Here is a 22,680-nt window from a genome sequence, read left to right as displayed (position 1 = left end):
ACCGGCCGAGCCGTGACCGCGGCGTCGGCGTGCCCCGTCCGCGGTCGCGGTCCGGCAGAGCGCGGCGGCGGACGCGTTCAGACGCCGTAGACCCTCTCGGGGCGCACCAGGACGGCCGCCCGGCGGTCCGCGGCCATGACCCTGTCGTACTCGTCCCAGTCGTCATGGGTGCCGCCCGCCGCGGTGAAGATCTCGCGGAGCAGCAGGCGGGTCCTGTCCGCGTCGAACGCCGGGTGCGGGTCATCGGGGCCGATGATCCCGGCCGCGCCCTCCACCGTCACCCAGCGCCACCCGGAGCGCACACAGGCGGCGAGCCGCGGGCGCTCCCTGAGGTTGCCGAGCTTGACCCTGCCGTACGTCACGAACGCCACCACCTCGCCATCGGCGAGCGGATGCCCCATGACCCCGAGGTTGACCACGGAGGACTGGATGCTCCGGTCGGCGCGGAGCGTCGACACCACGCCGAGGCCCTGCTCGGTGCGGGCGAGCTCCGCGAAGTCGCGCAACGATGCCACTCGGTCTCCCCTGCCGTCTCGGGCGCGGGCCGCGCGAGGTGACCCGCGCGTGCCCGCAGCGTCGTGAGAACCACGATGACACGTCGGCGGCGTCAGCACTCGGCGGCGCCAGGGGCCGCGGGGTACCGGCCCGCGCTGACGAGTTGCAGGGGCAGGAAAGGCCTCATAGCGTCTCGTCTCGCCGCGCTCCCTCGACATGCGGCGATTCCGAGCGGCATGTCCGTCGACGCCCATGAGGGAGGCGGCACGGGACTGCCCACCATCATCGGGACGACCGGAGATCTGACATGCCCGGCTTTTCCAATGTGCTTTCCAGGCGAAAGATTCTGCTCTCCTCCGCCGCCGTGACGACCGCCGCGACCACGGGGGCCTTCGGCTTGGCATCGCGCAGGTCGGAGACGGCGATGGCGGCGGCGGACGACGCCGGCGTTCGGCCTTTCCACATCGACATCCCGGAAGCGGATCTCGCCGAGCTTCGCCGCCGCGTCGATGCGACGCGCTGGCCCGACCGTGAGACCGTCCGCGACGGGTCTCAGGGCGTCCGACTGGGCACGATGCACGACCTCATGCGCTACTGGGCGAAGGACTACGACTGGCGGAAGATCGAGGGGAAGCTCAATTCGCTGCCGCAGTACAAGACCAGGATCGACGGGCTCGACATCCATTTCATCCACGTACGGTCCCGCCACCAGGACGCCCTGCCGATGATCCTTACCCACGGCTGGCCCGGCTCGGTCTTGGAATTCCTCAAGGTCATCGGCCCGCTCAGCGATCCCACCGCCCATGGCGGCCGCGCGCGGGACGCGTTCCACCTCGTCATCCCCTCGATGCCCGGCTACGGCTTCTCCGAGCGGCCCACCACCACCGGCTGGAACCCCGATCGCATCGCCCGCGCCTGGGCGGTGCTGATGCGGCGCCTGGGGTACGACCGCTATGTCTCGCAGGGCGGCGACTGGGGCGCGGTGGTGTCGGACAAGATGGCGGCGCAGAAGCCTCCCGGCCTGATCGGCATCCACGTCACCATGCCGGCCACCGTCCCCCCGGACATCGCCGAGAAGCTGCAGTGCCAGGACCCGGCGCCACGCGGCCTGTCCAAGGAGGAGAAGGCCGCGTACGACAAGCTCAACGCCTTCTACCAGAGGGGCTCGGGCTACTCGGCGATGATGGTCACCCGCCCGCAGACCGAGGGCTACGGGCTGACGGACTCCCCCGCCGGTCTGGCCGCCTGGATGTACGACAAGATCGCCGCGTGGACCGACAGCGACGGCGACCCGCTTCGAGTGCTCACCAAGGACGAGATCCTCGACGACATCAGCCTCTACTGGCTGACCGACACCGCGGTCTCCTCCTCACGCCTGTACTGGGAGAACAACGCGAACAACTTCAACGCCGTGTCGGTGTCGATCCCCGCGGCCATCACGGTGTTCCCCGGCGAGATCTACCAGGCACCGCTCAGCTGGGCGGAACGGGCCTACCACGACCTCGTCTACTTCAACAGGGCGCCTCGCGGCGGGCACTTCGCGGCCTGGGAGGTCCCCGGCATCTTCACCAGGGAACTGCGCGCCGCGTTCTCGGCCCTGCGCGATTCCGGAACGCCGGGCAAGTAGCGCAGGAGCGAAGCGGCCCCCGTCTCCGGGAAGGCGCGCAACCGGGCGGTACCGGGCCTTCGCCGTCCGACTGGCCGAGCGCCTGCTCGAGGTGCTGTGACGGGCCGCGACAGAACGGGCTCCGCACGGCATGCCATGTGCGGCCTCGCGGTGGCTCATCACCGCAAGGCCGCGTCCCCATGTTCCGGGCAAGGGGCGTCCCCACACCGCGGTGCTTGCCCGTGCAATTAGTAGTAGAACATTGAAGGAAATTACGGGCAAGTAGTTTGATTTGCCGTCACCCGCGACGAGCGACCGCTTCGGTCCAGCCGCTCGCCGGGCCTGCCGCTCCGCCGGGTGCCGACGGCCGCACCGGCCGTCGCCGACCCCGGCGTCCGAGGGCGCACGGCCCCTGACGGGGCGGCAGCCGCCGCCGCGGGGCGCCTGCCGGTGGGGGCCGCGCGACGGAACGCGGCGACGGACGGCAGGACCGGCGTCAGCGGGTACGGTGGGACATCCCCACCGGAAAGGTGCCGTCATGAACGATCGGGTCACTCCCGCCCGCCACCCGGGGGCGGTCAGCGTCCTCGGGGGACCCACCACGGTGATCGACATCGGCGGGCTGCGCCTGGTGGCCGATCCCACCTTCGACGACCCGGGCGAGCACGGATACCTCACCAAGACCGCGGGACCCGCGGCCGCGGAGGACGACCTCGGACGGGTGGACGCCGTCCTGGTCAGCCACGACCTCCACCCCGACAACCTGGACACGCGGGGCCGCGCCTTCGCCCTCGGTACGCCCCTGGTGCTGACCGGCCCCGCCGCAGCACGGCGTCTGGGCCCCCCGGCCCAGGCGCTGCCGCTCTGGGAGAGCGTGGAGATCCCCCGTCCCTCCGGCGGCACCGTCGCCGTCCACGCGGTCCCCGCCCAGCACGGCCCCGACGACGGGGAGCGCGACGAGCAGGGCCATGTGAACTGCGAGGTCACCGGCTTCGTCCTGTCCGGTGACGGACTCCCCACCGTCTACGTCAGCGGTGACAACGCCTCACTCGCCGTGGTGGCGGAGGTCGCCCGCCGCATGCCGCCCGTCGACGTGGCCGTGCTGTTCGTGGGCGCCGCGCGCGTGCCGTCGAAGATGCGCGGCCGACCGCTGACGCTCACCGCGCAGCGGGCCAGCGCCGCCGCCGCGGTGCTGGGGTCGCCGGTGGTGGTGGCCGCTCACTGCGACGGATGGGCGCACTTCAGCGAGGGCCGCTCCGACATCGAGCGGGCCTTCGACGACGCCGGTCTCGCCCGGCGCCTGCGCACGGCGGGCAACGGCGAGTGGATCGACCTGGGCCGACCCGTCGCCACGCGCTGACCGCGACGGGCGAGGCGGGCGCGGCAGGGGCGGCGGGCGACGCGGGCGAGGCGACGTCACCATCGCGGGTCACCCAGGGGGGCGAGCCCGCCGACGAGGCTTCCCGCGGACGGCGGGGCGGCTTCCGGCCGGCGGCCGGAGTCGTCGCGGGCGCGGCGGGCGCGGCGGGCGAGGCCGGCCGACGGCCTCTGACGCGATCCGCGCCTCACCGCCCGCATGCGGCAACCCCCGCCCGGAAGCGGTACGTTGAACGGACGATCACGGGCTTGTCCGGGTCGGTGGACAGCGCGCCGCGCGACAGTCAGGGAGGGTTCAGGACATGGACGACATCTTCGGGGATATCGTCGAGGAGATCGTGGAGGAGATCGCCGAGGAGATCGGCGGTGAGGCCGCGGAGGACCTCGTCGAGGAACTCTTCGACTGACGCGCCCACCGGCGCCCGGCCCCGCCCCACCCGGAAGCAGGCGGCGGGGCCCGACACCTCAGCCCTCCTCACAGCAGCGCGTCGAGGACGTAGAGCTCGGCGAGGTAGAGGACGAAAGCGCCCGCCGGGGTCAGCAGGGGGCACAACCAGAAGCGGCGCACCCCGGCGCGCGCCAGGCAGACGGTCAGGAGGGCGGTCAGCAGCGCGCCGGCGGACAGGAAGACGGCCGCTTCTCCCCAGTAACGGAGGGTCAGCCCCAGCCAGAGGCCCTCAGCCGGCACCACCATGGCGATCACGGCCCCGGCGACGGCCCTGACGGCGCCCTGCCCGCGCCGCACCGTCCATCCGGCCCATCCCAGCAGCGGTCCTCCGGCGAGCCCCGCCGCACCCCACACGGCGGCGGTTCCCAGCCCCCCGGCTCCGAAGGTGTGCCCGAGTGCGGATGCCGTGTAGTAGCCGCAGCAGGTGGCGAGCATCATCGCCGCGCCACCCCAGACGGCCAGGGCCCTCACCGGGATCAGCGCACCCGCAGCGGCCGTCCACAGGATCCACGTCGACGACGAGTTGGTCGCCCGCTCCAACCAGGGTGAGGTGCCGTGCAGACGATAGGTGGCCCAGCCGAGCAGCAGCCCGAAGGCCATCACGGCGGCGGCCTGGACGGCGGCTGTGCCGCCACGGCGGGGCGCGAGAGTGGTGACCATGACCCCTGACTATACATGCCGTCTATACATCCAGTGCATAAGCGATGGTGCAAGGACCGCAGCCGGCCGCGCTCACCGCACGCCGGGCTGCCGCGCCGCGCGCCGGCCGGCCTCGTCCGCGCGGTGCGCCCGAAGGAAGACGAACAGCCCGGCCACGATGTCGTCCGACAGCCCCGCCACGACCGATTCCGGCGAGTCGCCGGTGGAGCGGGCGACGGCCTCGACGAGGCGGGTGAGGTCGTCGACCGCCGATTCCTCGGCGTCGGCCGGGCAGGTGAGGTCCTCAGCGGTCGGCTGACCGGTCATCGTGGGTTCTCCTCGCACTACGGGGACGGGCGGGCGCACGGGCTCCGACACCACGTAGACGAGGCCGCTCGCACGAATGTGACGGCGCGACGGCGACGAGGGCCGGCCGACCGCGTCGGCCTCTCGACCGCGCGAGGCCCCGTCGGACGCTGCGCGCCGTGGCGCAAAGGTGACTTGTCCTGTGAACGCCAGCTCCATGGGGCTGACCACGGCGGGCACCGGGGGTCACGCTGCCCCCATGAGGCACATGGACAACAGATGGCGGACGGGTGTCACAAGCCCCCGGCCGCAGTTGGTGGCGGCGGCGGCCCTCGCGGCCCTGCTGGCGGGACTGACCGTGACCCCCGGCACCGCCCACGGAACCGGGCCGGGCACCGTGACGGCGCAGGGCCAGGCCGAAGGAGACCGAACCGCGCGGCGGCAGGTCACCCTGATCACAGGGGACAAGGTCACGCTCGAGACGGACCCCTCGGGCAGGCAGAGCGTGTCGGTCGAGCCCGCCGAGGGCCGCGCGGACATCAGGTTCGTCAAGCGGCAGCACCGCGGCGAGTGGACGGTCATACCCGTCGACGCGCTGCCGCTGCTCGCCGCGGACCGCGTGGACCGTGCGCTGTTCAACGTCACGGCGCTGGCGAACGGCGAGCACGGGCGGCGCGAGAGTCTGCCGCTGATCGTCCAGTACACCGGTGACGCCGCCACCGCCCAGCGGCGGCTGTCCGCGGCGGGCGCCGGCGAGGTCGACACCATCGCCGGGACCTCCTTCGCCACGCTGTCCGAACGCCGCGAGGACGCGGGCGCCTTCTGGAAGGGCATCGCCCCCGGCGAGGCGGGCGCGGCGGCCTTCGGCGCGGGGGTGCGCCGGGTGTGGCTCGACGGCCGCGCCAAGGTGCAGCTCGACACGACGGTGCCGCGCGTCGGCGCGCCGCACGCGTGGGAGAAGGGCCTGACCGGTGACGGGGTCAAGGTCGCGGTGTTGGACACCGGTTACGACCCGAACCACCCGGACCTGAAGGGGCTGGTGGTGGACTCGGCGAATTTCACCAGCGAGCCGGACGCCGCCGACCGGAACGGTCACGGCACCCATGTGGCGTCCACGGTGGCCGGTTCTGGTGCGGCCTCCGGGGGCCGGTACAAGGGTGTGGCGCCCGGGGCGCGGATCCTCGCGGGCAAGGTCTGCACGGCGGACGGCAGCTGCGACAACTCCGCCGTCATCGAGGGGCTCGCCTGGGCCGCCCGGCAGGGCGCGAAGGTGGTCAACCTCAGCCTGGGCGATACCGACACCCCCGACACCGACGCGATGGAGGCCATGATCGAGGCCGTCACGCGTGACTACGGCACGCTGGTCGTCGCAGCCGCCGGCAACAACGGGGCGAGCAGCCCGGTCTCCTCGCCGGCCTCCGCCGACCGGGCCCTGGCCGTGGGCGCCGCCGAGGCCGACGACGACCGCGCCGAGTTCAGCTCGGTCGGTCCGCGCACCGGTGACTCGGGGCTCAAGCCCGACCTCATCGCCCCGGGTGTGAACGTCACCGCCGCCATGGCCGGCGGGACCTCCGCCGATGACGGCTATGTCGCGATGAGCGGCACCTCGATGGCCACCCCGCACGTCGCCGGCGCCGCGGCCATCATGTTCCAGCAGCACCCGGACTGGACTCCGGAGCAGGTCAAGCGGCAGTTGATGCACTCCACCGCCGGCGCCAAGGAGCTCGGCGCCTACTACCAGGGCGCGGGCCGCGTCGACCTCGCCCGCGCCGTCGACCAGCAGGTCACCGCCGAGCCCACCGCCCTGGACTTCGGCCTCCTCCAGTGGTCCGACGGCGAACGGCCGCCGGTGGCCGAGACCATCACCTACCGCAACCCGGGCACCGCGCCGGTCACCCTGCACCTGACGCACACCGCGCGCCACGGCAGACTCGGCGAGCCCGCGCCGCAGGGGCTCTTCCGGCTCAGCGCCGATCAGGTCACCGTGCCGGCCGGCGAAAGCGCGGACGTGACCCTCACCGTGGACCCGCGGGCCACCACCGCGTACGCCGCTTACAGCGGTGTCGTCCGCGCGACCACCACCGACGGCGGTGTGTCGGTCCGGGTCCCGTTCGGCATGGACCTGGAGCAGCCCTCCCACGAGCTGCGCCTGGAGCTGAAGGACCGCGCCGGCGAGGCCCCCGAGTACGCCTACCTGCTGATCGACTCCGCCGACGGCAGGACCTACGAGCGCGAACTGCTCGGCAAGGCCGGCACCGCGCTGCGCCTGCCCAACGGGACCTACTCGGTGAGCGGTTTCTTCTTCGACGGCGACTTCACCGAGGCCACCGTCGTGGGTGTGCCGAAGGTCGTCACGACCGCCGACCGGTCGGCGGTCATCGACGCCCGTGCCGCCAAGCCCGTCACGATCTCCGCCCCCAGCCGGACCGCCCGGATCATCTCGACGGAGATCGGCACCATCAGCCAGGGTGACGAACTGCTGTCCGTCACCGTGAACGACGCGGTCGGCGACGACCACATCGAGAACCTGTACGCCACCCCCACGGCACGGGCCAAGGACTCCGCGTTCACCTACCTGGTGAGCTCGGTCTGGGGCGAACCCGCCCCGGGCGGCGGCAACCCCTCCTCCGCCTACTACCTGACCCGGCCGGTGCACGGCGCCATCCCGGCCGACCCCGGCTACCGTCCCCGCAAGTCCGAACTGGCCGCGGTGACCACCACCTTCGCCGCCACCGCGCCCGGCACCACCGCGACGCGCCTGCTCTACATGTACGTCGACAACGTCCGGTTCCCCCTGCAGCGGATGGACGGGCTGCGCCTGCCGGACCGGCGGGTCGACTACTTCTCGGCCGCCGATGGCCTGCGCTGGCAGACCGGCTTCGACCAGTGGAACATCTTCGACCCGGACAGCCCGCGCGGACAGATGTACCTGAGCACCCTGCGCGGCTACCGGGCCGGGGGCGCGTTCGAGGAGCGCTGGAACCAGGCGGTGCAGGCCGTCGGCTTCTCGCCCGAGCAGATGGACACCTACCGCGAGGGCGGTGACATGTGGTTCGGCGTCCAGGAGGCCGCCAACGGAGGCATGGACCTGCTGGCCGGGACAAGCAGCAGCAGTGAGCCGAAGTGGGAGCTGTCACGCAACGGCGAGGAGGTCCCCTACCTCTACGGGTACGCCGCCGTGCCGGAGGACACCGAGCCCGCCGACTACCGCCTGACGCTCGAGCAGGACCGCGATCTGGCCCCGCGCAGCTCCGTCTCCACGCAGTTGCGGGCCGAGTGGCGGTTCCGGTCGCAGACCCCGACGGCACGTCAGGCGCTGCCGCTGTACGCGGTGCGCATGGCCCCCGAGCTCGACGAGTGGAACCGCGCCCGGGCCGGGCACAAGCTCCGCGTGCCGGTGGTCATCCAGCGTCCCGTGGGCGCCGCGGAGGTGGCGATCCGCACCTTCACCACCGAGGTCTCCTACGACGAGGGGAGGACCTGGCGCCCGGCCGAGGTCGCCGGCTCCGGCACCGAGCGCACCGTGACCGTGGACCACCCGCGCAACGCCAAGGGCGGATCCGTCAGCTTCCGCACGTACGTCAAGGACACCGCCGGCAACTCCTTCCGGCAGACCGTCGTGAAGGCCTACCTCCTCAAGTAGTCCCGAACCGCACGGCAGGGCCCGCCGGTCACCTCCGGCGGGCCCTGCCTGCGTCGTGCGGATCCCCGTCAGCGCAGGGTGTACGCCGTCGGGATGGTCTGCCTGACGGTGTCGCCCTGGCTGTCGGTCGCGCTGATCCTCAGTCCGACACCGCCTGGGGCCTTGTCCCGCAGGGGGTTGTCGATCGTCGCGGTGAAGGTGTCCTTGCCGGCGGCCCTGGTGGTCGCCGGGTGCCACGTCCTGCCCCCGTCGAAGGTGGTCTCCGCCTTCAGGGACGTCACCTTGGGCAAGGCGGTGAGGCTTTCCTGGTAGTAGGCGACGACGGTGATCTCGTGCTTCTTGCCGGCCGGGGCGGTGTTGTCCAGGGCCAGGTCGAAGTCGTAGCGCAGGAAGATCAGCGGCTCCGGCCGGCACGCCGCCTTGTTGCTGCCGAGCACATCGCCCATGCACGGGCTCAGGGACGGTGCGCCGTTCTTGGTCGCCGTGGCCGAGGTGTACTCCCACACCGTCTTGACGCCGTCGGTCTGCGCCTCGAACGTGTACCGGGCCGACTTCGCCGGCAGGTCGTAGGAGACGAGGTCACCGCCCTTGCAGCCGGAGAGCGCCAGCACCGCCGCGGCGGCGAGCACCGCGAGGGCTCCTCTGCGGCGCCGTGCTGATGGCACACCGGTGTTCATCGTGTAGGTCTCCTTGAGGTGTTGGGGTGCCGTCACAGGGGGAGCTCGTAGCTCTCGTCGGGGAGGTGCTCGGTGCGGCGCTCGATCTCGTCACCGGACGCGTCGCGCAGCTTGACGTCGCAGGTGTAGTCGAGGTTCGGCAAGGTGGGCGAGACGACCGGCCCGCAGCTCGGGACATCCGAGAAGGTGTGCTGGATGAGCTCGTCGCCGATGATGCCGATGAGCGCCTGGCGCCCGCCCCCGCTGCCCGTCAGGTAGACAGTGGGATAGAAGGTGTCCCCCTGCCGACAGCCCGCGCACAGTCCGACCGGGACCGTGAAGCCGGACTCGGTCCGCACCTGCGGTACCGCTCCGGGTACGGAGGGGCCCGCGTTCCAGTGGATGGCGTCGCTGCCCGTGAGGACCATGTCCCTCATCTCCTGGCGGTTGTGCTCCAGGAAGGAGTCCGTTCCGGGCTCGGCCCAGGATGCGGTGAACCGGCTGATCGCGTCGTCCTGCCGCTTGACGAAGACGGTCATGCTCTGCTGCGTCGCCGGCTGGGGCAGGGACACCTGCGAGGTGTTGGGCGTGGCCTTGAGGTGCTGCATCCAGCTCAGCTGGTGGACCACTCCGGGCCGTGCCGCGTGGAAGGAGAGGTCGACCTTGTCCAGGTCGCCCTTCTCGACCCGGTAGTCGTTCGGCCGGATCTGCCCCTCGTCGTGGTACCGGGCGACGTACACCTTCGGCACGGCGCTGCCGCCCAGATCGATCTTGACCTGCCCCCGGTCGGCCTTGAGGCGCTTGATCAGTCCCTCGGCCTCGGCGTAGGGCACGCTCACGACGGGCAGGGCGCCGTACGTCTGGAGCGCCGGGCAGCTCTGCGGCCCGACCAGGCACTGGTCGAGTTCCGAGGGACGGCCCAGCGAGGTGAGCTCCGGGGCCGCGACCAGCACGCCGACGGCGCCGGCGGCGGCCGCCGCCGCCACCCGCTCGTCGCGCAGCTTGGTGAAGTCGCACGTGCCGGCGCAGATGTCGGACGGCGTCAGAAGGACGAGCTTGCCCCGGGCGTCGACGTCCGCCAGCTCGGCGGCGGACCCGCCTCCCCCGTAGACCACCGGGAGGTGCCCCTTGACCGGCAGTCGCGGGACCGGGATCGCGGCCTCACGGAAGACCGGGTCGCCGTCGTTGCCGAACCACATCTGCGTCTCGCCCAGCGAGACGTCAGGGGTCACATAGCGAGCGGACAGGCTGATGGGCGCGGCGCCGCCGGTGGCCCGCAGGGTGACGACGGGAGTCGTCCGCGAGCTGTAGAAGTCATGGGTGAAGGCGCCCATGCTCACCTTGCCGGTCGGCAGCACCCACCAGTGCGGTTCGCCGGCCTGGTAGTCCGCCTGGAGCACCGTGCTGTGCGACCACGCGCCGGTCGCCGAGACCCGGTTGGCGGTTGCGGACGCGGAGTAGGTCTCGGTCGACTCCGGGTACCGCACGCTCAGCGGCTTGGCCTCGCGCAGGTCCAGGGTGACCGTGGTCGCCTTGGTGAGGTTCACCTCGGGTGCGAACGGTGCGGCCTGCTGCCACTCACCCGATGCGTCCCGCCAGCTGACGGGCATTTCCGCCGCATAGGCGCCGCGGAAGAGCTGCTCCGTCACGGTTTCCGCGCCGGTGGCGGTGTCCACAAGGGCCGGGTGCAGGTAGACCTTGTCGTCGACCGGCATGAAGGTGGCGGTGCCGTAGCGGACGTCGGTGGCGCCCGCGGGCGGGACGACCTTCACCGTCAGCGGGAACTTCTGGTCCTCGACGAAGCTGTGCACGCCCGAGCTCAGCCGTATCGCGCCCGAGTCGTCCCGGGCGGTCAGCACCCCGTTGTAGGCCCCGTACGCCCCGTCGGTGCCCAGCACACTGCCGTCGAGCGTCACCGACACCTCGGCGGAGCCGCCCGCCGGGAGGACCACCTTGTCCGCGCTGAGAGTGAACAGGCCGGACCTGGCGGGCGTGCCGTCGGCGAAGGAGACCGGCATCGTGAGATGCAACGTGGTCGCCTCGTCGCCGCGGTTGGTGTAGGTGATCTTCTTGGTCACCGGCGCGTGCGGGTAGGCCTCGCGGCCGAAGTTCAGGTTGCCCTTCGGCACGACCCGCGGGTTGGTGGCTGTCGCCAGGTCCACCAGGCCGGCGCCCTGGGCGTACAGGTCGTGCCCCAGGTCGTCGGCGGTGTCCATCAGCAGCGCCTTGATCTGCTGACCGGAGAAGTCCGGGTGCTGCTGGGCGACGATCGCCGCGGCGCCTGCCACGTGCGGGGTGGCCATCGAGGTGCCGTCGGACGCGGTGTAGTACTCGTCCACCGGCGCGCCCATGGACGTGCCCGCGGCGCGCGCCGCGACGATGCCGACGCCGGGCGCCGCGATGTCGGGCTTGGCGGCACCGTCACCTATCCGCGGTCCGCGGTTGGAGAAACCGGCCATGTCGCCGTTCTTGTCGACGGCCGCCACGGTCAGGGCCTCGTCGGCGGAACCCGGGGTGACGACCTTCTGGGCGACAAAACCCGAATTTCCGGCCGCGGCCACGAACAGCGTTCCCGTGGCGCGGCTCAGCTCGTTGAGCGCCTGGCTCTTCGGGTCCGTGCCGTCGGTCGGCTCGCCGCCCAGGCTCATGTTGACGACCTTGGCCCCCGAGTGGGCGGCCCAGTCCATGGCCGCGATGACCGCGTCGTCGGGGCACTGCCCCGCGTCGTCGCAGACCTTGCCGACCAGCAGCTTGGCGCCGGGGGCGACACCCTTGCGCAGCCCCTTGGACGCGGCGCCGCTGCCGAGGACCGTGGACGCCACATGGGTGCCGTGCCCGTGCCCGTCCTTGGGGCCCGTGGGGCTGCCGGTGAAGTCGAGCGCCCCGACGATGCTTCCGGCCACGTCCGGGTGGGTGGCGTCGATGCCCGTGTCCAGCACCGCGACGGTCACCCCGGTGCCGTCGTAGCCGCGTTCCCACGCGACGGGCGCGCTGATCTGCGGAACCGACTGCTCGAGGTCGACATGGGACATGCCGTTGAGCCAGACCTTCTTGACGCCCGCCAGGGATCCGGCGGACCGGGCGGCGGCGGACGTGGCGGCCGTCTTGCCCCGTACGTCCTTCCACCACCGTCCGTCGTCGTCGACGTTCATCGAGCGGCCGTTGATGCTCGGCAGCGCCCTCCCGCCGGACGCCCCGGCGACCTTGCGCGCCGCTTCGGCGCCCGAGGTGCCGGTGTAGGTCACGAGCACCGGCACCGTGGCGCCCTTGCCCGCCGCCGTGAGCGTCGCCAGTTCGCTCACGTCGAACAGCGACCAGTCGAGCAGTCCCTGGCCGACCAGGGCGAGGGCGTCGTCCGGTACGACGTAGACCTTGCCTTGGCGGGTGAGGGTGTGGAACACGACCGGAGGTCCGTCGGGCCGCGCCGCACGGTCGATGTCCCGCACGACGGGCTTGCCGTCGTCGCCGACGCCGAGGTGCACCTTGTCACCGGTGATCAGCGTGACCGGGACGGACCCGCCGGACGCGGCGACGATCCGCGCCAGGTCGCCGTCCGCGCCCGCCGTCGGGCTGCCCGTCCGCGCGACGCCGGCCTTCGGCGTCTGCGCGGCGGCAGGCTCGGCGGGCTCGGCGGCGAAGGTCGCCGTCGTCGACACGACCATGCCGAGGACGGTCAGACCGACGGTCAACGCGCCGAGACGTCTGCCTGGGCGCTTTCTTGCACTTGGCCTCATCTATGGCTCTCCTGAATAAGGTTGACGGAGCATTAGAGAAAAACCACGCAGGACGCCATCGATCGGGCTCCAGGTCCGGGCGAGGACTCCGCGTCCGGACAGCAGACTCGGGGGCACCCGGCGCCGACGGCGCTCACGGTTCGGCGACGGCCTCCGCGCTACAGCGGTTCGTACTCGCCGCCGACGACGTCACGGCCCGCGCCCTCGGGGGTCGGGGCGTCGTCCGGCTCGGCCCGCGGTCGTGCGGGCACCGGTCCGTCCTCTGCGCGGCGTGGCGAACCGGCTGGGTCATCGACCGGTTCGGGGGACGGCTGTTGTGCGGGCACCATGGCACGAGTGTGCAACCGGACGCGGCCGGGCCTCGATTGGCCAGATGCGGGATTTAATCCCGCCGCCCGGCCCGCGAAATTCTTCGTTCGTGGCGACGGCACCCGGAATTTACTCGTCGCCGGGGGACGACGGCCGCCGCACCTCCCCCGCGATGCCGGACTCGACGACCTTGAGCGCGAGTGCCGTCCGCGAGGTCACGCGCAGTTTGCGCATCGCCGACTTCACCTGGCTGGCGACGGTCTGCGTCGACACCACCAAGGTCTCGGCGATCTGACGATTCGTCAAACCAGTGACCAGCAGCCGGGCCACCTCCACCTCTCGCGGCGAGAGCCGGTCGCCGTAGCCCGGACGCCCCCGGCCGCGCACCGCCGCGGGGGCCTCGCCCCCCTGCGCGGTGAGGAACCGGCCGATGCGGTCGGCGTCATGGCGGGCGCCGAGTTCCGACAGTGCCCGCGCGACGTCGGACAGCTGCGGCAACCCGGCCTCGTCCCCGCCGTCGGCGAGCAGGCAGTGCGCGGCCCGCTCCCGGGCGAGCAGGGCGTCGTACGGGCGCGGCAGCGCCTCCCACGCGGCGGCCGCCGCGCCGAACAGCGCCGCGGCGTCCGTGAAGCGGCCGTCGGCCTCCGCCAGGATCGCACGGCACAGGACCAGGGACGCCTGCGCCGCCGGGGCGTCCCGGTCACCCAGCGCCTTCTCGAAGGAGTCCACCAGCTCGGTGGCGCACCCGATCCGACCGGCGGCCGCCATGGCCGCGACCCGCACCGGGGCGAGCTCGACCGCCCTGGTCCAGATTCCGCTGCCGACGGCGGTCTCGGCCACCTCGTCGGTGAGCCGGAGCGCCTCACCGGCCTTGCCCTCGCGCAGCCGCATCCGCGCCAACGCGGCCGCGGCCTCGATGCGTTGCTGATCGTCGCGTCCGGCGAAGCGCAGGCGCTCCTCCGCCGCGGCACGGTCCCCCGCGGCCCCCAGGAGCAGGCCCGCCACCAGAGCGGCCTCGCACCGGTCCTTCCACCGCACCCGGTCGTCGTCGGCCAGCCGCCCCATCCGTTCGGCGAGTCCCGTCCAGGCACCGGTGAACCAGTCGAGGTGAGCCCGGCAGGAGGCGATGCTGTCGAGGTAGTCCAGCAGTTGATGGCGCTCGGCGAGTGCCTGGGCCGTGGCCAGCCGCGCCCTGGCCTCGTCGTACCGTCCCCACCGCATCGCCTCCTCGCCGACGTTCGTGTGGCCGATCGCGACGACGGACGCCTCCCGCAGGTCGCGGACCTCCTCCGGGATGAGCCGGGCCGCTTCCCACCCGGCCTCCTCGCCCAGCATCAGCAGCGCGAAGGCGCGTTCCACAGACAGGTGCACACGGTCGACGGCCGACAGCGAGCGGGCCGGCGGCGCTTCCCGCAGCCACCGCAGGTGCTCCGTCACGGGGAGTGCGTGGCCGAGGGGCAGGGCGAGCAGGATGCGGGCGCGCGCCGCCTCGGCGGAGTGCGGGGAGAGGTCGGGCACCGCCTCGAGGATCTCACCGCGGCCCGCCTCGATCTCGCCCGCCGCCATGAGCACCCGGCCCACCTGGAAGCGCACAGACGCCTGCTCACGCGGCGTCAGGACCTGGTGGTCGAGGGCCGTTCGGAGCGCTTCGATGATCTGCGAGTACGGGTCGGAACCGGACAGCGCCTGGAACTGGATCTTCGTGACCAGCCGCACCAGTGACTCCGCCGGCAGGGCCACGGTGGTGGCGAGGCTGTGCAGCAGCAGGGCCGAGGTGGCCACGTCCCCGGACTGGACGCACTGGTCGGCCGCCTGCTCCGTGTACCGGCACGCCGCCTCGACCTCGCCGGCGAGCCGGAAGTGCCGGGCCAGCTGCGCCACGGGCGGCAGCGGGCACCGCTCAAGGGCCCGGGCCGCCCGCAGATGCATGGCACGCCGTTCCTCGGCGGGTATCGCGTCGTACACGGCGTGGCAGGCCAGCGAATGACGGAAGGACCACTGCCCGGGCCGGACCTCGCGCAGCAGGCCGCCGCCGAGGGCTTCGGCCGCCTGTGCGGCGAACCGGTCGTCCGGCAGGCCGGTGACGGCGCGCAGGGTCTCGTAGTCGGCCGGGCAGGACAGCACCGACACCGCGTACAGAACGGCCCGGGTGTCGGGTCCGACCCGGCCGATGCGGTCGAGCACGGCGTCGCGGATCGTCGGCGGGACGTCGATGCGGTCCAGGCGGCGCCGCGCCCACCCGCCGTCCCGGCGGATCAGGTCGGCCCGGTCGTGCATCAGCCGCACCGACTCCTCCAGCGCCAGAGGAACGCCCTCGGTGCGCGCGTGCAGAAAGGCCGCGAACTCCTTCGAGACGTGTTCCCCGGACAGCATCGACGAGACCAGGGACGCCGTCCCGTCGACGTCCAGCGGCTTCAACGTCAGCCTGATCAGGTGCGCGTCCGCAGGCGGCCGCGAGGTCAGCCGCAGCAGCAGCGAGTCGGGCGGCACCTCGTCCCGCCGGTAGGTCAACACCACGCTGACCGTCTGCGGCCTGCGGGATACCAGGAACAGCAGGAACTCCAGGGTCGCCTCGTCAGCCCAGTGCACGTCCTCGAGCGCGAGGACCGCGACGCCGAGCCGGCCGAGGAGCTCGACGAACGCGCGGAACAACCGGTGCCGGGCGGCGGTCGGGTCCTCCAGCGGCTCCGGCGCCGGCGGCAGATCGTCGGCCCACTCGGGGAACAGGGGCCGCAGCGCCCCGCCCAGCCCGCTCAGCCCCAGTCCGGCGATGGTGTCGACGCCGTCGCGCACCGCGTCCACGACCGCCCCGAGCGTGTACGGCACCCGAAGCTCCGGGCAGGCGCCGACGAGGGCCCGCCGCCCTCTCTCGGCCTGCCGCGCCAGGAACTCGCGCAGCAGCCGCGTCTTGCCGATGCCCGCCTCACCGTCGAGGAGGACGACCGAGGGGGACGGCCCGAGCGCCTCGCCCAGGGCGGCGAGTTCGCGTTCCCGCCCGACGAACCGCGGCGCGGACAGCGCCTGGACCTCGCCGGCATCGGTATCCCGCCCCACCACCGCCGCTCCCTCTGTCGTCCCGTCACGCCGCTGATGACTTTAACCCCAGCAGACAGCCGCCCTGCCTGGCTGTTTCGAAGAGCGGTACGGAACGACCGCCGGGGCCGTGTCGTCGCGCCCGTCGGTCAGGGGCGGGGACTGGTGCTTCCGGCAGCGGTGTGCCAGGCTCGAGGTAACCAGCCTGGCCTGGTGAGGGACCCCGCGCCACCGAACGGTCACATTCCGTGGCCGACGGCCGGTGCGGGTGGTCTCGCTCGACTTCGGGCGGCAATGCGTCGCCTGCACTACGGCCGCTTTCCCAGCGGGAGTCGACCGTGATGGGCTTCGACCCGAATCGGCGACCTGTATGCAAAACCTCGGCATCACCGTCAGCGAAGAACGCAAGCTGACGACGATCATCCTGACCGGCGAGTTGGACCTCGACACGTGCCCCCGTGTCACCGCGGTCACCGACACCCTGCCGCTCGGCGGCAGGACGCTGCGCGTCGACCTCTCCGACGTCACCTTCATCGGCTCCACCAGTCTGAACATGCTGCTCAGCCTCCGCCTGCGCGCCGAAGCCGAGATGGGCTCGCTCGAGCTCACCGGCCTGCGGCACCAGGCGGAACGCGTCCTGGCACTGACCGGGACCCGCCACCTCTTCCGCATCCTCCCGGGCGCTCCGCCCGCTGCCCTGGGCGACAGCGCCTTCGTGCCGGCTGCTGAGGGGTGACCGTCACCGTCCGCTGCTTTTCTGCGCCGAATGCGGCTTACGGGAGGAAGTCGATCTCCTCTCGGGTTAGGCTCCCCACGAGCATTTCCCAGGATGTCGACCAGCGAACGCGGAGCGCTGACATGCCCGAAACCCGCCTCAAGTGCCGCAATGACTCCTCGGCCGCCGCTGTCGTGGCGGCCGGATCCGAGCCTGGCGATCCTCAGCACACCGTCCGCCAGGACGGGCGCCATGTGGTCATCGCCTACGCGAGCCCGCGCTGGCCCTTCGACGTCGCCGAGTGGGCGGCGCTCGAGGGCCACGCCAGCGACAAGGCCGCGGCCCGGGTCATGGCGTCCCTCTAGGCAGGCGCCGACGTGCGCCTGGGGCCCGGCCGGCGGCCGGGCCCGAAGCGCAGTCCCGCGGCAGTGCCCCGGCCTCGTTCAGTCCTCCGTGATCCGGATGATCGTCTTGCCGGGAAGCCGACGCCCGACACGGGCGAAGGCGTCGGGCGCCTCGTCCAGCGGCCGCACGTCCCCGACAACCGGCTTGAGCCGGCCCTCCCTGACGCGGCGGACGAGGTCCTCGAGGCGTGCCCGGTCGACTTCGACGACGAAGAACACGGCCCGGCCCTTGTCAGGTTGCACAGAGGGCGGCGCCGCGATGGTGACCACCGTTCCGCCGGTGCGGACCAGGGCGGTCGAGCGTTCGAGGATGTCGCCGCCGAACACGTCGAGGACGAGGTCCACCGCACCGACGTCTTCGAGCCGGTCGTTCTGCAGGTCCACGAAGGCGTGCGCGCCGAGGCCGAGCACGGTGTCCCTGTCGGCCGCGCGGCCAGTGCCGATCACCCGGGCGCCCGCCTCGTGGGCGAGCTGCACGGCGATCGAGCCGACCCCGCCGGCCGCACCGTGGACCAGGACGGTCTGGCCGGTCACGAGCCCGCCGTGCTCGAAGAGGCCCTGCCACGCGGTCAGCCCAGAGATCGGCAGGGCCGCGGCCACCGTGTGGTCGACGTCCGCGGGAAGCGGGGCCAGATTGCGGGCCTCCACCGCGACGTACTGGGCCAGCGAGCCGTTGCGGGTCCAGTCGGCCAGGCCGAACACCCGCTGGCCGACGGTCAGGCCCGTCGTCCCGTAGCCCAGTTCGGCCACGACGCCCGACAGCTCGTGCCCGGGCACGCTCGGTGTCCGGTCGCGCCCCGCCCGGTCGGTCCAGGTCGCGGGCCACTCCAGCTCCCCCGGCGTGTAGCCCGCGGCATGCACCCGCACGATGACGTCGTTCTCGGAGGTGTGCGGGTACGGCAACTCCGTGAGGGCGAGCCCGCCGACTCCGGCGTCACGGTCGCGAACGGTGATGGCTTGCATGGGTGGACCTTTCTGGGGCAGGGCTGCCGAAGGGGCGGACAGCCGCGGTGGATCGGTGGACGTGCGCTCGCCGTGGCCGTCGTCGGGGTCCCGGCGGCAGGGCGCGCGCAGGAGGGGTCCGCCCCCGCCCGGCGCCGTGCCGGTGGACGGACGGCGCAGTCATCAGCTCGGCCAGGGGGCGCCGAGGATGCGCTCGACCGTGGTCGTGCGCCGGAAGCCGGGGACGAAGTGCTCCAGTATGTCCGCGTTCACGGTCCCGTTCGTGGTCTCCGGGCGGTACCCGAGGCCGTCGACGAAGGCCTTGAGGAACTGGTTCTTGAAGTCCCCCCGCGGATGGACCGCGGTGACTTCCTCCACCTGGGCGGGGGCCAGCTCGTCAAGGGCCAGGCCGAGCACGTCGGTCAGAACGCCGAGATTCGTCAGGGCGATCTCCGCGCCCATCCGTCCGGGGATCTCCGGCGTCGTGTGCAACGCGATGGCGGTCCAGACCACGTCGGCGGCGGCGGCCGAAAAGCCGTGGTCGAGCATGAAGGCGCGGGCGTGGTCGGCTCCGTCGACCTCGAATCGCTGCTCGGCACCCGAGAACGGCGTCATGAGGCCGGTGTCATGGAACATCGCGGACAGGTAGAGCAGTTCGGGGTCGGGCTCCCTCTTCAGCCGGCGAGCGTGAATGGCGCCGAAGACGAATACGCGCCGCGAATGATGGTAGACGAGGGGGCCGGTCATCTCCCGAACGATTCGGGTCGCCTCGGCGGCCGCGGCTGTTTCCGGAATTTCGACCCCGGCGATGATCTCGGACATCGGCTCTGCACTTCCCGACATGCGCGTGTTATGAATGGACGGTGTTTCCGTCTTCCACCCTGCCGACCACCGGGCCCTCCGCGCCACCCCACTTTGGCCGTGAGGCCCACGGATCCGGACAGGCGGAGCGGCGGGAGGCGGACTCCGCGGCGCATCGCGTCGTGATCCTCGTCTACGACGGGGTGACGCTGCTCGACGTGGCCGGCCCCGCGGAGGTGTTCGCGGAGGCGAACCGGTTCGGGGCCGCGTACGAGGTGGTGCTGGTCTCGCCGACCGGCGCCGACGTCACCTCCTCCGCCGGGATCCGGATCGCCGTCGCCGGCGCCGCCGGGGAAGCCGCCCCGGACACCTTCATGGTCGTCGGGACGGACCGCTACCCGCGCGAGGCCGTCGCCCGCGACCAGGTCCAGGCCGCGCGGACCCTGGCCGGCGAGGCCACACGGATCGCGTCCATCTGCACCGGGGCGTTCGTCCTCGGCGCCGCCGGTCTCCTGGACGGCAAGCGCGCGACCACACATTGGAGGGTCGCCCACGAGCTCGCCGCCCGATGCCGGAGCAGCAGCGTCGTCCCCGATGCGATCTACGTCCAGGACGGCGCCACCTACACCTCGGCCGGGGTGACCGCCGGGATCGACCTCGCCCTGGCCCTCGTCGAGGAGGACCACGGCCCCGATCTGACCCGCGACGTCGCGCGTTCCCTCGTCGTCTATCTGCAGCGTGCGGGCGGTCAGTCGCAGTTCTCGGCCCCGCTGCAGAGACCTGCTCCGCACTCTCCGGCCATCCGGCGGATCGCCGACCTCGTGGCGGCCGATCCCGCGGGCGACCACTCGGTCGGTGAACTCGCCAAGCACCTGAACCTGAGCAGCCGGCATCTCACCCGGCTCTTCCGCGACGAGATGTCCACCACGCCGGCCCGCTACGTGGAAAGCATCCGGTTCGACATGGCGAAGGCCCTGCTCGACCAGGGCCACACCGCGACCCAGGTGGCGTCTCTCGCGGGATTTCCGAGTTACGAGAGCATGCGCAGAGTATTCGTGAAGAAAATGGCCATCAGCCCGGCCGCTTATCAGCGCCGCTTCCGGACGGCACTGCGGCCCGACCCGGCGTAGCCGTCACGCTGTGTCGCCGTTTTCACTGCAGTGCCCAGCATCCCACCGCGATCGGAGTCACCCATGAAGAATGCCACGATGCGTGCCGTCGGATACCGCAAGAGCCTGCCGGTCACCGACGAGGCGAGTCTGACCGACCTCGAGCTTCCCATGCCCCAGACCGGCCCGCACGACCTGCTGGTACGGGTCGAGGCCGTGGCGCTCAACCCCGTGGACTACAAGGTGCGCCAGGGGAACGACCCGGGCGGCGAGCCGAAGGTGCTGGGCTGGGACGCGGCGGGCACGGTCGTGGCGGTCGGCGACCGGGTCGAGATGTTCGCCGTCGGTGACGAGGTGTATTACGCCGGCGCCATCGACCGGCCGGGGGCGAACGCGCAGTTCCACGCAGTCGACGAGCGCATCGTCGCCCTGAAGCCCGCCACGCTGGACTTCACCGAGGCGGCCGCGCTCCCGCTGACCTCCCTGACGGCCTGGGAGGGCCTCTTCGAAAGGCTCGGCCTGCAGAACGGCGGCCTGGAGCGCAGCGGTTCACTGCTGATCACGGCCGCGGCCGGCGGCGTCGGGGCGATCGCGGCGCAGATGGCGCGTGCCCTGACCAGTCTGACGGTCATCGGCACCGCTTCCCGTCCCGAGACCGTCGAGTTCGCCAGCCGGATGGGCGTCCAGCACATCGTGAACCATCGTGAGCCGCTCGTCCCCCAGCTCGCCGAGGTGGCGCCGGAGGGGCTCACGCATGTGTTCAGCACGGCGAACACCGACCGCAATCTCGCCGACTACGCCGAGGCGCTGCAACCGTTCGGGGAGATCGTCGCCATCGACGACTTCGACTCCCTGCCCCTCGGCGTGCTGAAGCCCAAGAGCATCTCCTACCACTGGGAGTTCATGTTCACCAGGTCCCTGTTCCGGACGCCGGACCAGGTGCGGCAGCACCAGATCCTGAGCAAGGTGGCGCGCCTGGTGGACGCGGGAGTCCTCACCACCACCGCCCACCGGGACCTCGGCCCGGTCAACGCGGCCAACCTCCGGGAGGGCCACCGCATCCTGGAGTCGGGCACCGCGATCGGCAAGATCACCCTCACCGGGTTCTGATCCGCCGTCCGCACACGTGGGCGGGGCCGCCGATCGCGTACGTCGGTGGCGCGAACCGCGGTGGTGCGAACGGCCGTCGGCCACCGCCGCCGCACACGCCGTAGCCGCGTCCGACCTGTGCCCGGACACGGCCGGGGGCGGTACGGGATGGATCCCGTACCGCCCCTGCCACGACCGCACCGACCCGCCGTCGCCGGCTGCGACACCGGGTCACCCGGGTCGCGGGGATCAGCCGCGGACGATGTTCTCCGCCTGGGGGCCCTTCTGCCCCTGCGTCACGTCGAACGTGACGTGCTCACCCTCCACCAGCTCGCGGTAGCCGTTGCCCGCGATGTTGGAGTAGTGGGCGAACACGTCCGGTCCGCCCCCGTCCTGTGCGATGAAGCCGAAGCCCTTTTCGGAGTTGAACCACTTCACAACGCCAGATGCCACTGTGTTCGTCCCTCACGTGCTGCTGCTACGGCGCACCCCGTGGTGCGCCGGCGACCCCGTTACTGGGCCCCGGCCTTGCTTACCCGATGATCCACCCCGCGCGCCACCGAATAGGCGCGTGTCCGACCGTGTCGTTCAGGTGGTCCTCCCCGACGCACGGCGCGCGGCCGGCTCCGCGCGCCGGGTGTACCGGGTAGGAGCGGGTCTGGGGACGCCCTCGGCGCCCGGGACCATTTGCCGCCGCCCGACCGGACGCTGACCTACACCTCGCCGCGCCAGGAGCCGGTCTCCCTGCCGCGGGCCTCGATGTACTCCTTGAAGCGCTTGAGGTCGCCCTTGGCCTGACGCCTGACGACACCGAGCTTGTCGGCCACCGTGTCGGCCATGCCCTGAGGCTCGTGGTCGAGCTGCAGCATGACCTTGGTGTGCCTGTCGTCCAGGCGGTGGAAGGTGACCACTCCCGCCTGGTGGACGTCCCCGCCCACCGTGGTCCAGGCGACCCGCTCGTCGGGGATCTGCTCGCTGATCTGGGCGTCGAACTCGCGCTTGACGCCGCCGACCTTGGCGACCCAGTGCGTCAGGGTCGGCGTGCGCTGCTCGATCCGCTCGACCCCCTCCATGAAGCGGGGGAACTCCTCGAACTGGGTCCACTGGTTGTATGCCGTCGTGACCGGCACCGCGACCTCGACCGACTCCTCGACCGTCGACATGTGCCCACCTTTCTGGTCGGCATCCGCTTCGGGATGCGGCGTCTTCTGTCTCGTGTGCGCGCCTGCCCGAGCGGGGCGGGGGCAAACGCCGCCGCACGGCGGCGGCAGAGCGGCGCGTGACGCGTCGGGTGCGCTGACGGACTTGGCCGAGCCCCGTCATTCCGTCGGCGGCGTCACCATGCCGGGTCCTGTCCGCGCCATGAGGGGTGCG

General features: G+C 72.1%; 17 protein-coding genes. 7 read left to right on the top strand and 10 right to left on the bottom strand.

The window, feature by feature from the left end; genetic code table 11:
• Nucleotides 1-77 precede the first annotated feature (77 nt).
• Nucleotides 78-515, bottom strand: coding sequence for a TIGR03618 family F420-dependent PPOX class oxidoreductase (locus tag ACRWND_RS06320; RefSeq protein WP_431946793.1), 438 nt, complete (start codon nt 513-515; stop codon nt 78-80).
• 287 nt (nt 516-802) lie between these two features.
• On the opposite strand from ACRWND_RS06320, the gene ACRWND_RS06315 reads away from it, so the two are divergent.
• Both ACRWND_RS06315 and ACRWND_RS06310 read left to right on the top strand, forming a co-directional pair.
• Nucleotides 803-2,122: an epoxide hydrolase family protein gene (locus tag ACRWND_RS06315; protein ID WP_431946791.1), complete on the top strand. Its 1,320-nt coding sequence runs from the start codon at nt 803-805 to the stop codon at nt 2,120-2,122.
• A gap of 517 nt (nt 2,123-2,639) precedes the next feature.
• Nucleotides 2,640-3,461 carry an MBL fold metallo-hydrolase gene (locus ACRWND_RS06310; RefSeq protein ID WP_431946790.1) on the top strand — a complete coding sequence of 274 codons (822 nt, stop codon included), beginning with the start codon at nt 2,640-2,642 and terminating at the stop codon, nt 3,459-3,461.
• Nucleotides 3,462-3,953: 492 nt separating this feature from the next.
• Here ACRWND_RS06310 and ACRWND_RS06305 read toward each other — a convergent pair whose 3' ends face one another.
• Complete coding sequence (locus ACRWND_RS06305) at nt 3,954-4,586, bottom strand: DUF6518 family protein (RefSeq protein WP_431946788.1); 633 nt, start codon at nt 4,584-4,586, stop codon at nt 3,954-3,956.
• 72 nt (nt 4,587-4,658) lie between these two features.
• The gene (locus ACRWND_RS06300; RefSeq protein ID WP_431946786.1) at nt 4,659-4,892 is read right to left on the bottom strand and encodes a hypothetical protein; all 234 of its coding nucleotides are present in this window, start codon (nt 4,890-4,892) and stop codon (nt 4,659-4,661) included.
• Between the two features lie 238 nt (nt 4,893-5,130).
• Between ACRWND_RS06300 and ACRWND_RS06295 the strand changes: the two genes are divergently transcribed.
• Nucleotides 5,131-8,514 carry a S8 family peptidase gene (locus tag ACRWND_RS06295; RefSeq protein ID WP_431946784.1) on the top strand — a complete coding sequence of 1,128 codons (3,384 nt, stop codon included), beginning with the start codon at nt 5,131-5,133 and terminating at the stop codon, nt 8,512-8,514.
• A gap of 68 nt (nt 8,515-8,582) precedes the next feature.
• Here the strand turns inward: ACRWND_RS06295 and ACRWND_RS06290 are convergent, their stop codons facing one another.
• The 3 genes from ACRWND_RS06290 to ACRWND_RS06280 form a co-directional block, all read right to left on the bottom strand.
• Nucleotides 8,583-9,227, bottom strand: coding sequence for a hypothetical protein (locus ACRWND_RS06290; RefSeq protein ID WP_431946782.1), 645 nt, complete (start codon nt 9,225-9,227; stop codon nt 8,583-8,585).
• A complete protein-coding gene (locus tag ACRWND_RS06285) occupies nt 9,224-12,859 on the bottom strand; it encodes a S8 family peptidase (RefSeq protein WP_431946780.1) in 3,636 nt (1,211 codons plus the stop codon). The genes ACRWND_RS06290 and ACRWND_RS06285 overlap by 4 nt, the downstream gene beginning before the upstream one ends.
• A 483-nt stretch (nt 12,860-13,342) precedes the next feature.
• Entirely contained in the window at nt 13,343-16,270 is a 2,928-nt protein-coding gene (locus ACRWND_RS06280; RefSeq protein WP_431946779.1) for a helix-turn-helix transcriptional regulator, read from the bottom strand.
• 346 nt (nt 16,271-16,616) lie between these two features.
• Here ACRWND_RS06280 and ACRWND_RS06275 point away from each other — a divergent pair, with 346 nt between their 5' ends.
• Both ACRWND_RS06275 and ACRWND_RS06270 read left to right on the top strand, forming a co-directional pair.
• Complete coding sequence (locus ACRWND_RS06275) at nt 16,617-16,982, top strand: STAS domain-containing protein (RefSeq protein WP_431946777.1); 366 nt, start codon at nt 16,617-16,619, stop codon at nt 16,980-16,982.
• A 122-nt stretch (nt 16,983-17,104) separates the two neighbouring features.
• Nucleotides 17,105-17,326: a hypothetical protein gene (locus ACRWND_RS06270; protein ID WP_431946775.1), complete on the top strand. Its 222-nt coding sequence runs from the start codon at nt 17,105-17,107 to the stop codon at nt 17,324-17,326.
• A 78-nt stretch (nt 17,327-17,404) separates the two neighbouring features.
• Here the strand turns inward: ACRWND_RS06270 and ACRWND_RS06265 are convergent, their stop codons facing one another.
• Both ACRWND_RS06265 and ACRWND_RS06260 read right to left on the bottom strand, forming a co-directional pair.
• A complete protein-coding gene (locus ACRWND_RS06265) occupies nt 17,405-18,328 on the bottom strand; it encodes an NADP-dependent oxidoreductase (protein WP_431946773.1) in 924 nt (307 codons plus the stop codon).
• A 162-nt stretch (nt 18,329-18,490) separates the two neighbouring features.
• A complete protein-coding gene (locus tag ACRWND_RS06260; RefSeq protein ID WP_431946876.1) occupies nt 18,491-19,129 on the bottom strand; it encodes an HD domain-containing protein in 639 nt (212 codons plus the stop codon).
• Between the two features lie 161 nt (nt 19,130-19,290).
• Here ACRWND_RS06260 and ACRWND_RS06255 point away from each other — a divergent pair, with 161 nt between their 5' ends.
• Together ACRWND_RS06255 and ACRWND_RS06250 are read left to right on the top strand one after the other, a co-directional pair.
• Nucleotides 19,291-20,238, top strand: a complete 948-nt coding sequence (locus tag ACRWND_RS06255) for a GlxA family transcriptional regulator (protein ID WP_431946771.1) — start codon at nt 19,291-19,293, stop codon at nt 20,236-20,238.
• Nucleotides 20,239-20,301: 63 nt separating this feature from the next.
• The gene (locus tag ACRWND_RS06250) at nt 20,302-21,327 is read left to right on the top strand and encodes a zinc-binding alcohol dehydrogenase family protein (RefSeq protein ID WP_431946769.1); all 1,026 of its coding nucleotides are present in this window, start codon (nt 20,302-20,304) and stop codon (nt 21,325-21,327) included.
• Between the two features lie 228 nt (nt 21,328-21,555).
• Here the strand turns inward: ACRWND_RS06250 and ACRWND_RS06245 are convergent, their stop codons facing one another.
• Both ACRWND_RS06245 and ACRWND_RS06240 read right to left on the bottom strand, forming a co-directional pair.
• Complete coding sequence (locus ACRWND_RS06245; RefSeq protein ID WP_431946767.1) at nt 21,556-21,759, bottom strand: cold-shock protein; 204 nt, start codon at nt 21,757-21,759, stop codon at nt 21,556-21,558.
• Between the two features lie 260 nt (nt 21,760-22,019).
• Nucleotides 22,020-22,469, bottom strand: coding sequence for an SRPBCC family protein (locus ACRWND_RS06240; protein ID WP_431946765.1), 450 nt, complete (start codon nt 22,467-22,469; stop codon nt 22,020-22,022).
• Between the last annotated feature and the right edge of the window lie 211 nt (nt 22,470-22,680).

This window comes from Actinacidiphila sp. bgisy167 (assembly GCF_965342175.1).
Classification (GTDB): Bacteria; Actinomycetota; Actinomycetes; order Streptomycetales; family Streptomycetaceae; genus Actinacidiphila.
This window is presented reverse-complemented; position numbering and strand designations above follow the sequence as displayed.

Coding starts and splice junctions, on each gene's coding strand:
- ACRWND_RS06315 (WP_431946791.1), top strand. CDS start 803: ATGCCCGGCTTTTCCAATGTGCTTTCCAGGCGAAAGATTCTGCTCTCC.
- ACRWND_RS06310 (WP_431946790.1), top strand. CDS start 2,640: ATGAACGATCGGGTCACTCCCGCCCGCCACCCGGGGGCGGTCAGCGTC.
- ACRWND_RS06305 (WP_431946788.1), bottom strand. CDS start 4,586: ATGGTCACCACTCTCGCGCCCCGCCGTGGCGGCACAGCCGCCGTCCAG.
- ACRWND_RS06300 (WP_431946786.1), bottom strand. CDS start 4,892: ATGACCGGTCAGCCGACCGCTGAGGACCTCACCTGCCCGGCCGACGCC.
- ACRWND_RS06295 (WP_431946784.1), top strand. CDS start 5,131: ATGAGGCACATGGACAACAGATGGCGGACGGGTGTCACAAGCCCCCGG.
- ACRWND_RS06275 (WP_431946777.1), top strand. CDS start 16,617: ATGCAAAACCTCGGCATCACCGTCAGCGAAGAACGCAAGCTGACGACG.
- ACRWND_RS06270 (WP_431946775.1), top strand. CDS start 17,105: ATGCCCGAAACCCGCCTCAAGTGCCGCAATGACTCCTCGGCCGCCGCT.
- ACRWND_RS06265 (WP_431946773.1), bottom strand. CDS start 18,328: ATGCAAGCCATCACCGTTCGCGACCGTGACGCCGGAGTCGGCGGGCTC.
- ACRWND_RS06260 (WP_431946876.1), bottom strand. CDS start 19,129: ATGTCCGAGATCATCGCCGGGGTCGAAATTCCGGAAACAGCCGCGGCC.
- ACRWND_RS06250 (WP_431946769.1), top strand. CDS start 20,302: ATGAAGAATGCCACGATGCGTGCCGTCGGATACCGCAAGAGCCTGCCG.
- ACRWND_RS06240 (WP_431946765.1), bottom strand. CDS start 22,469: ATGTCGACGGTCGAGGAGTCGGTCGAGGTCGCGGTGCCGGTCACGACG.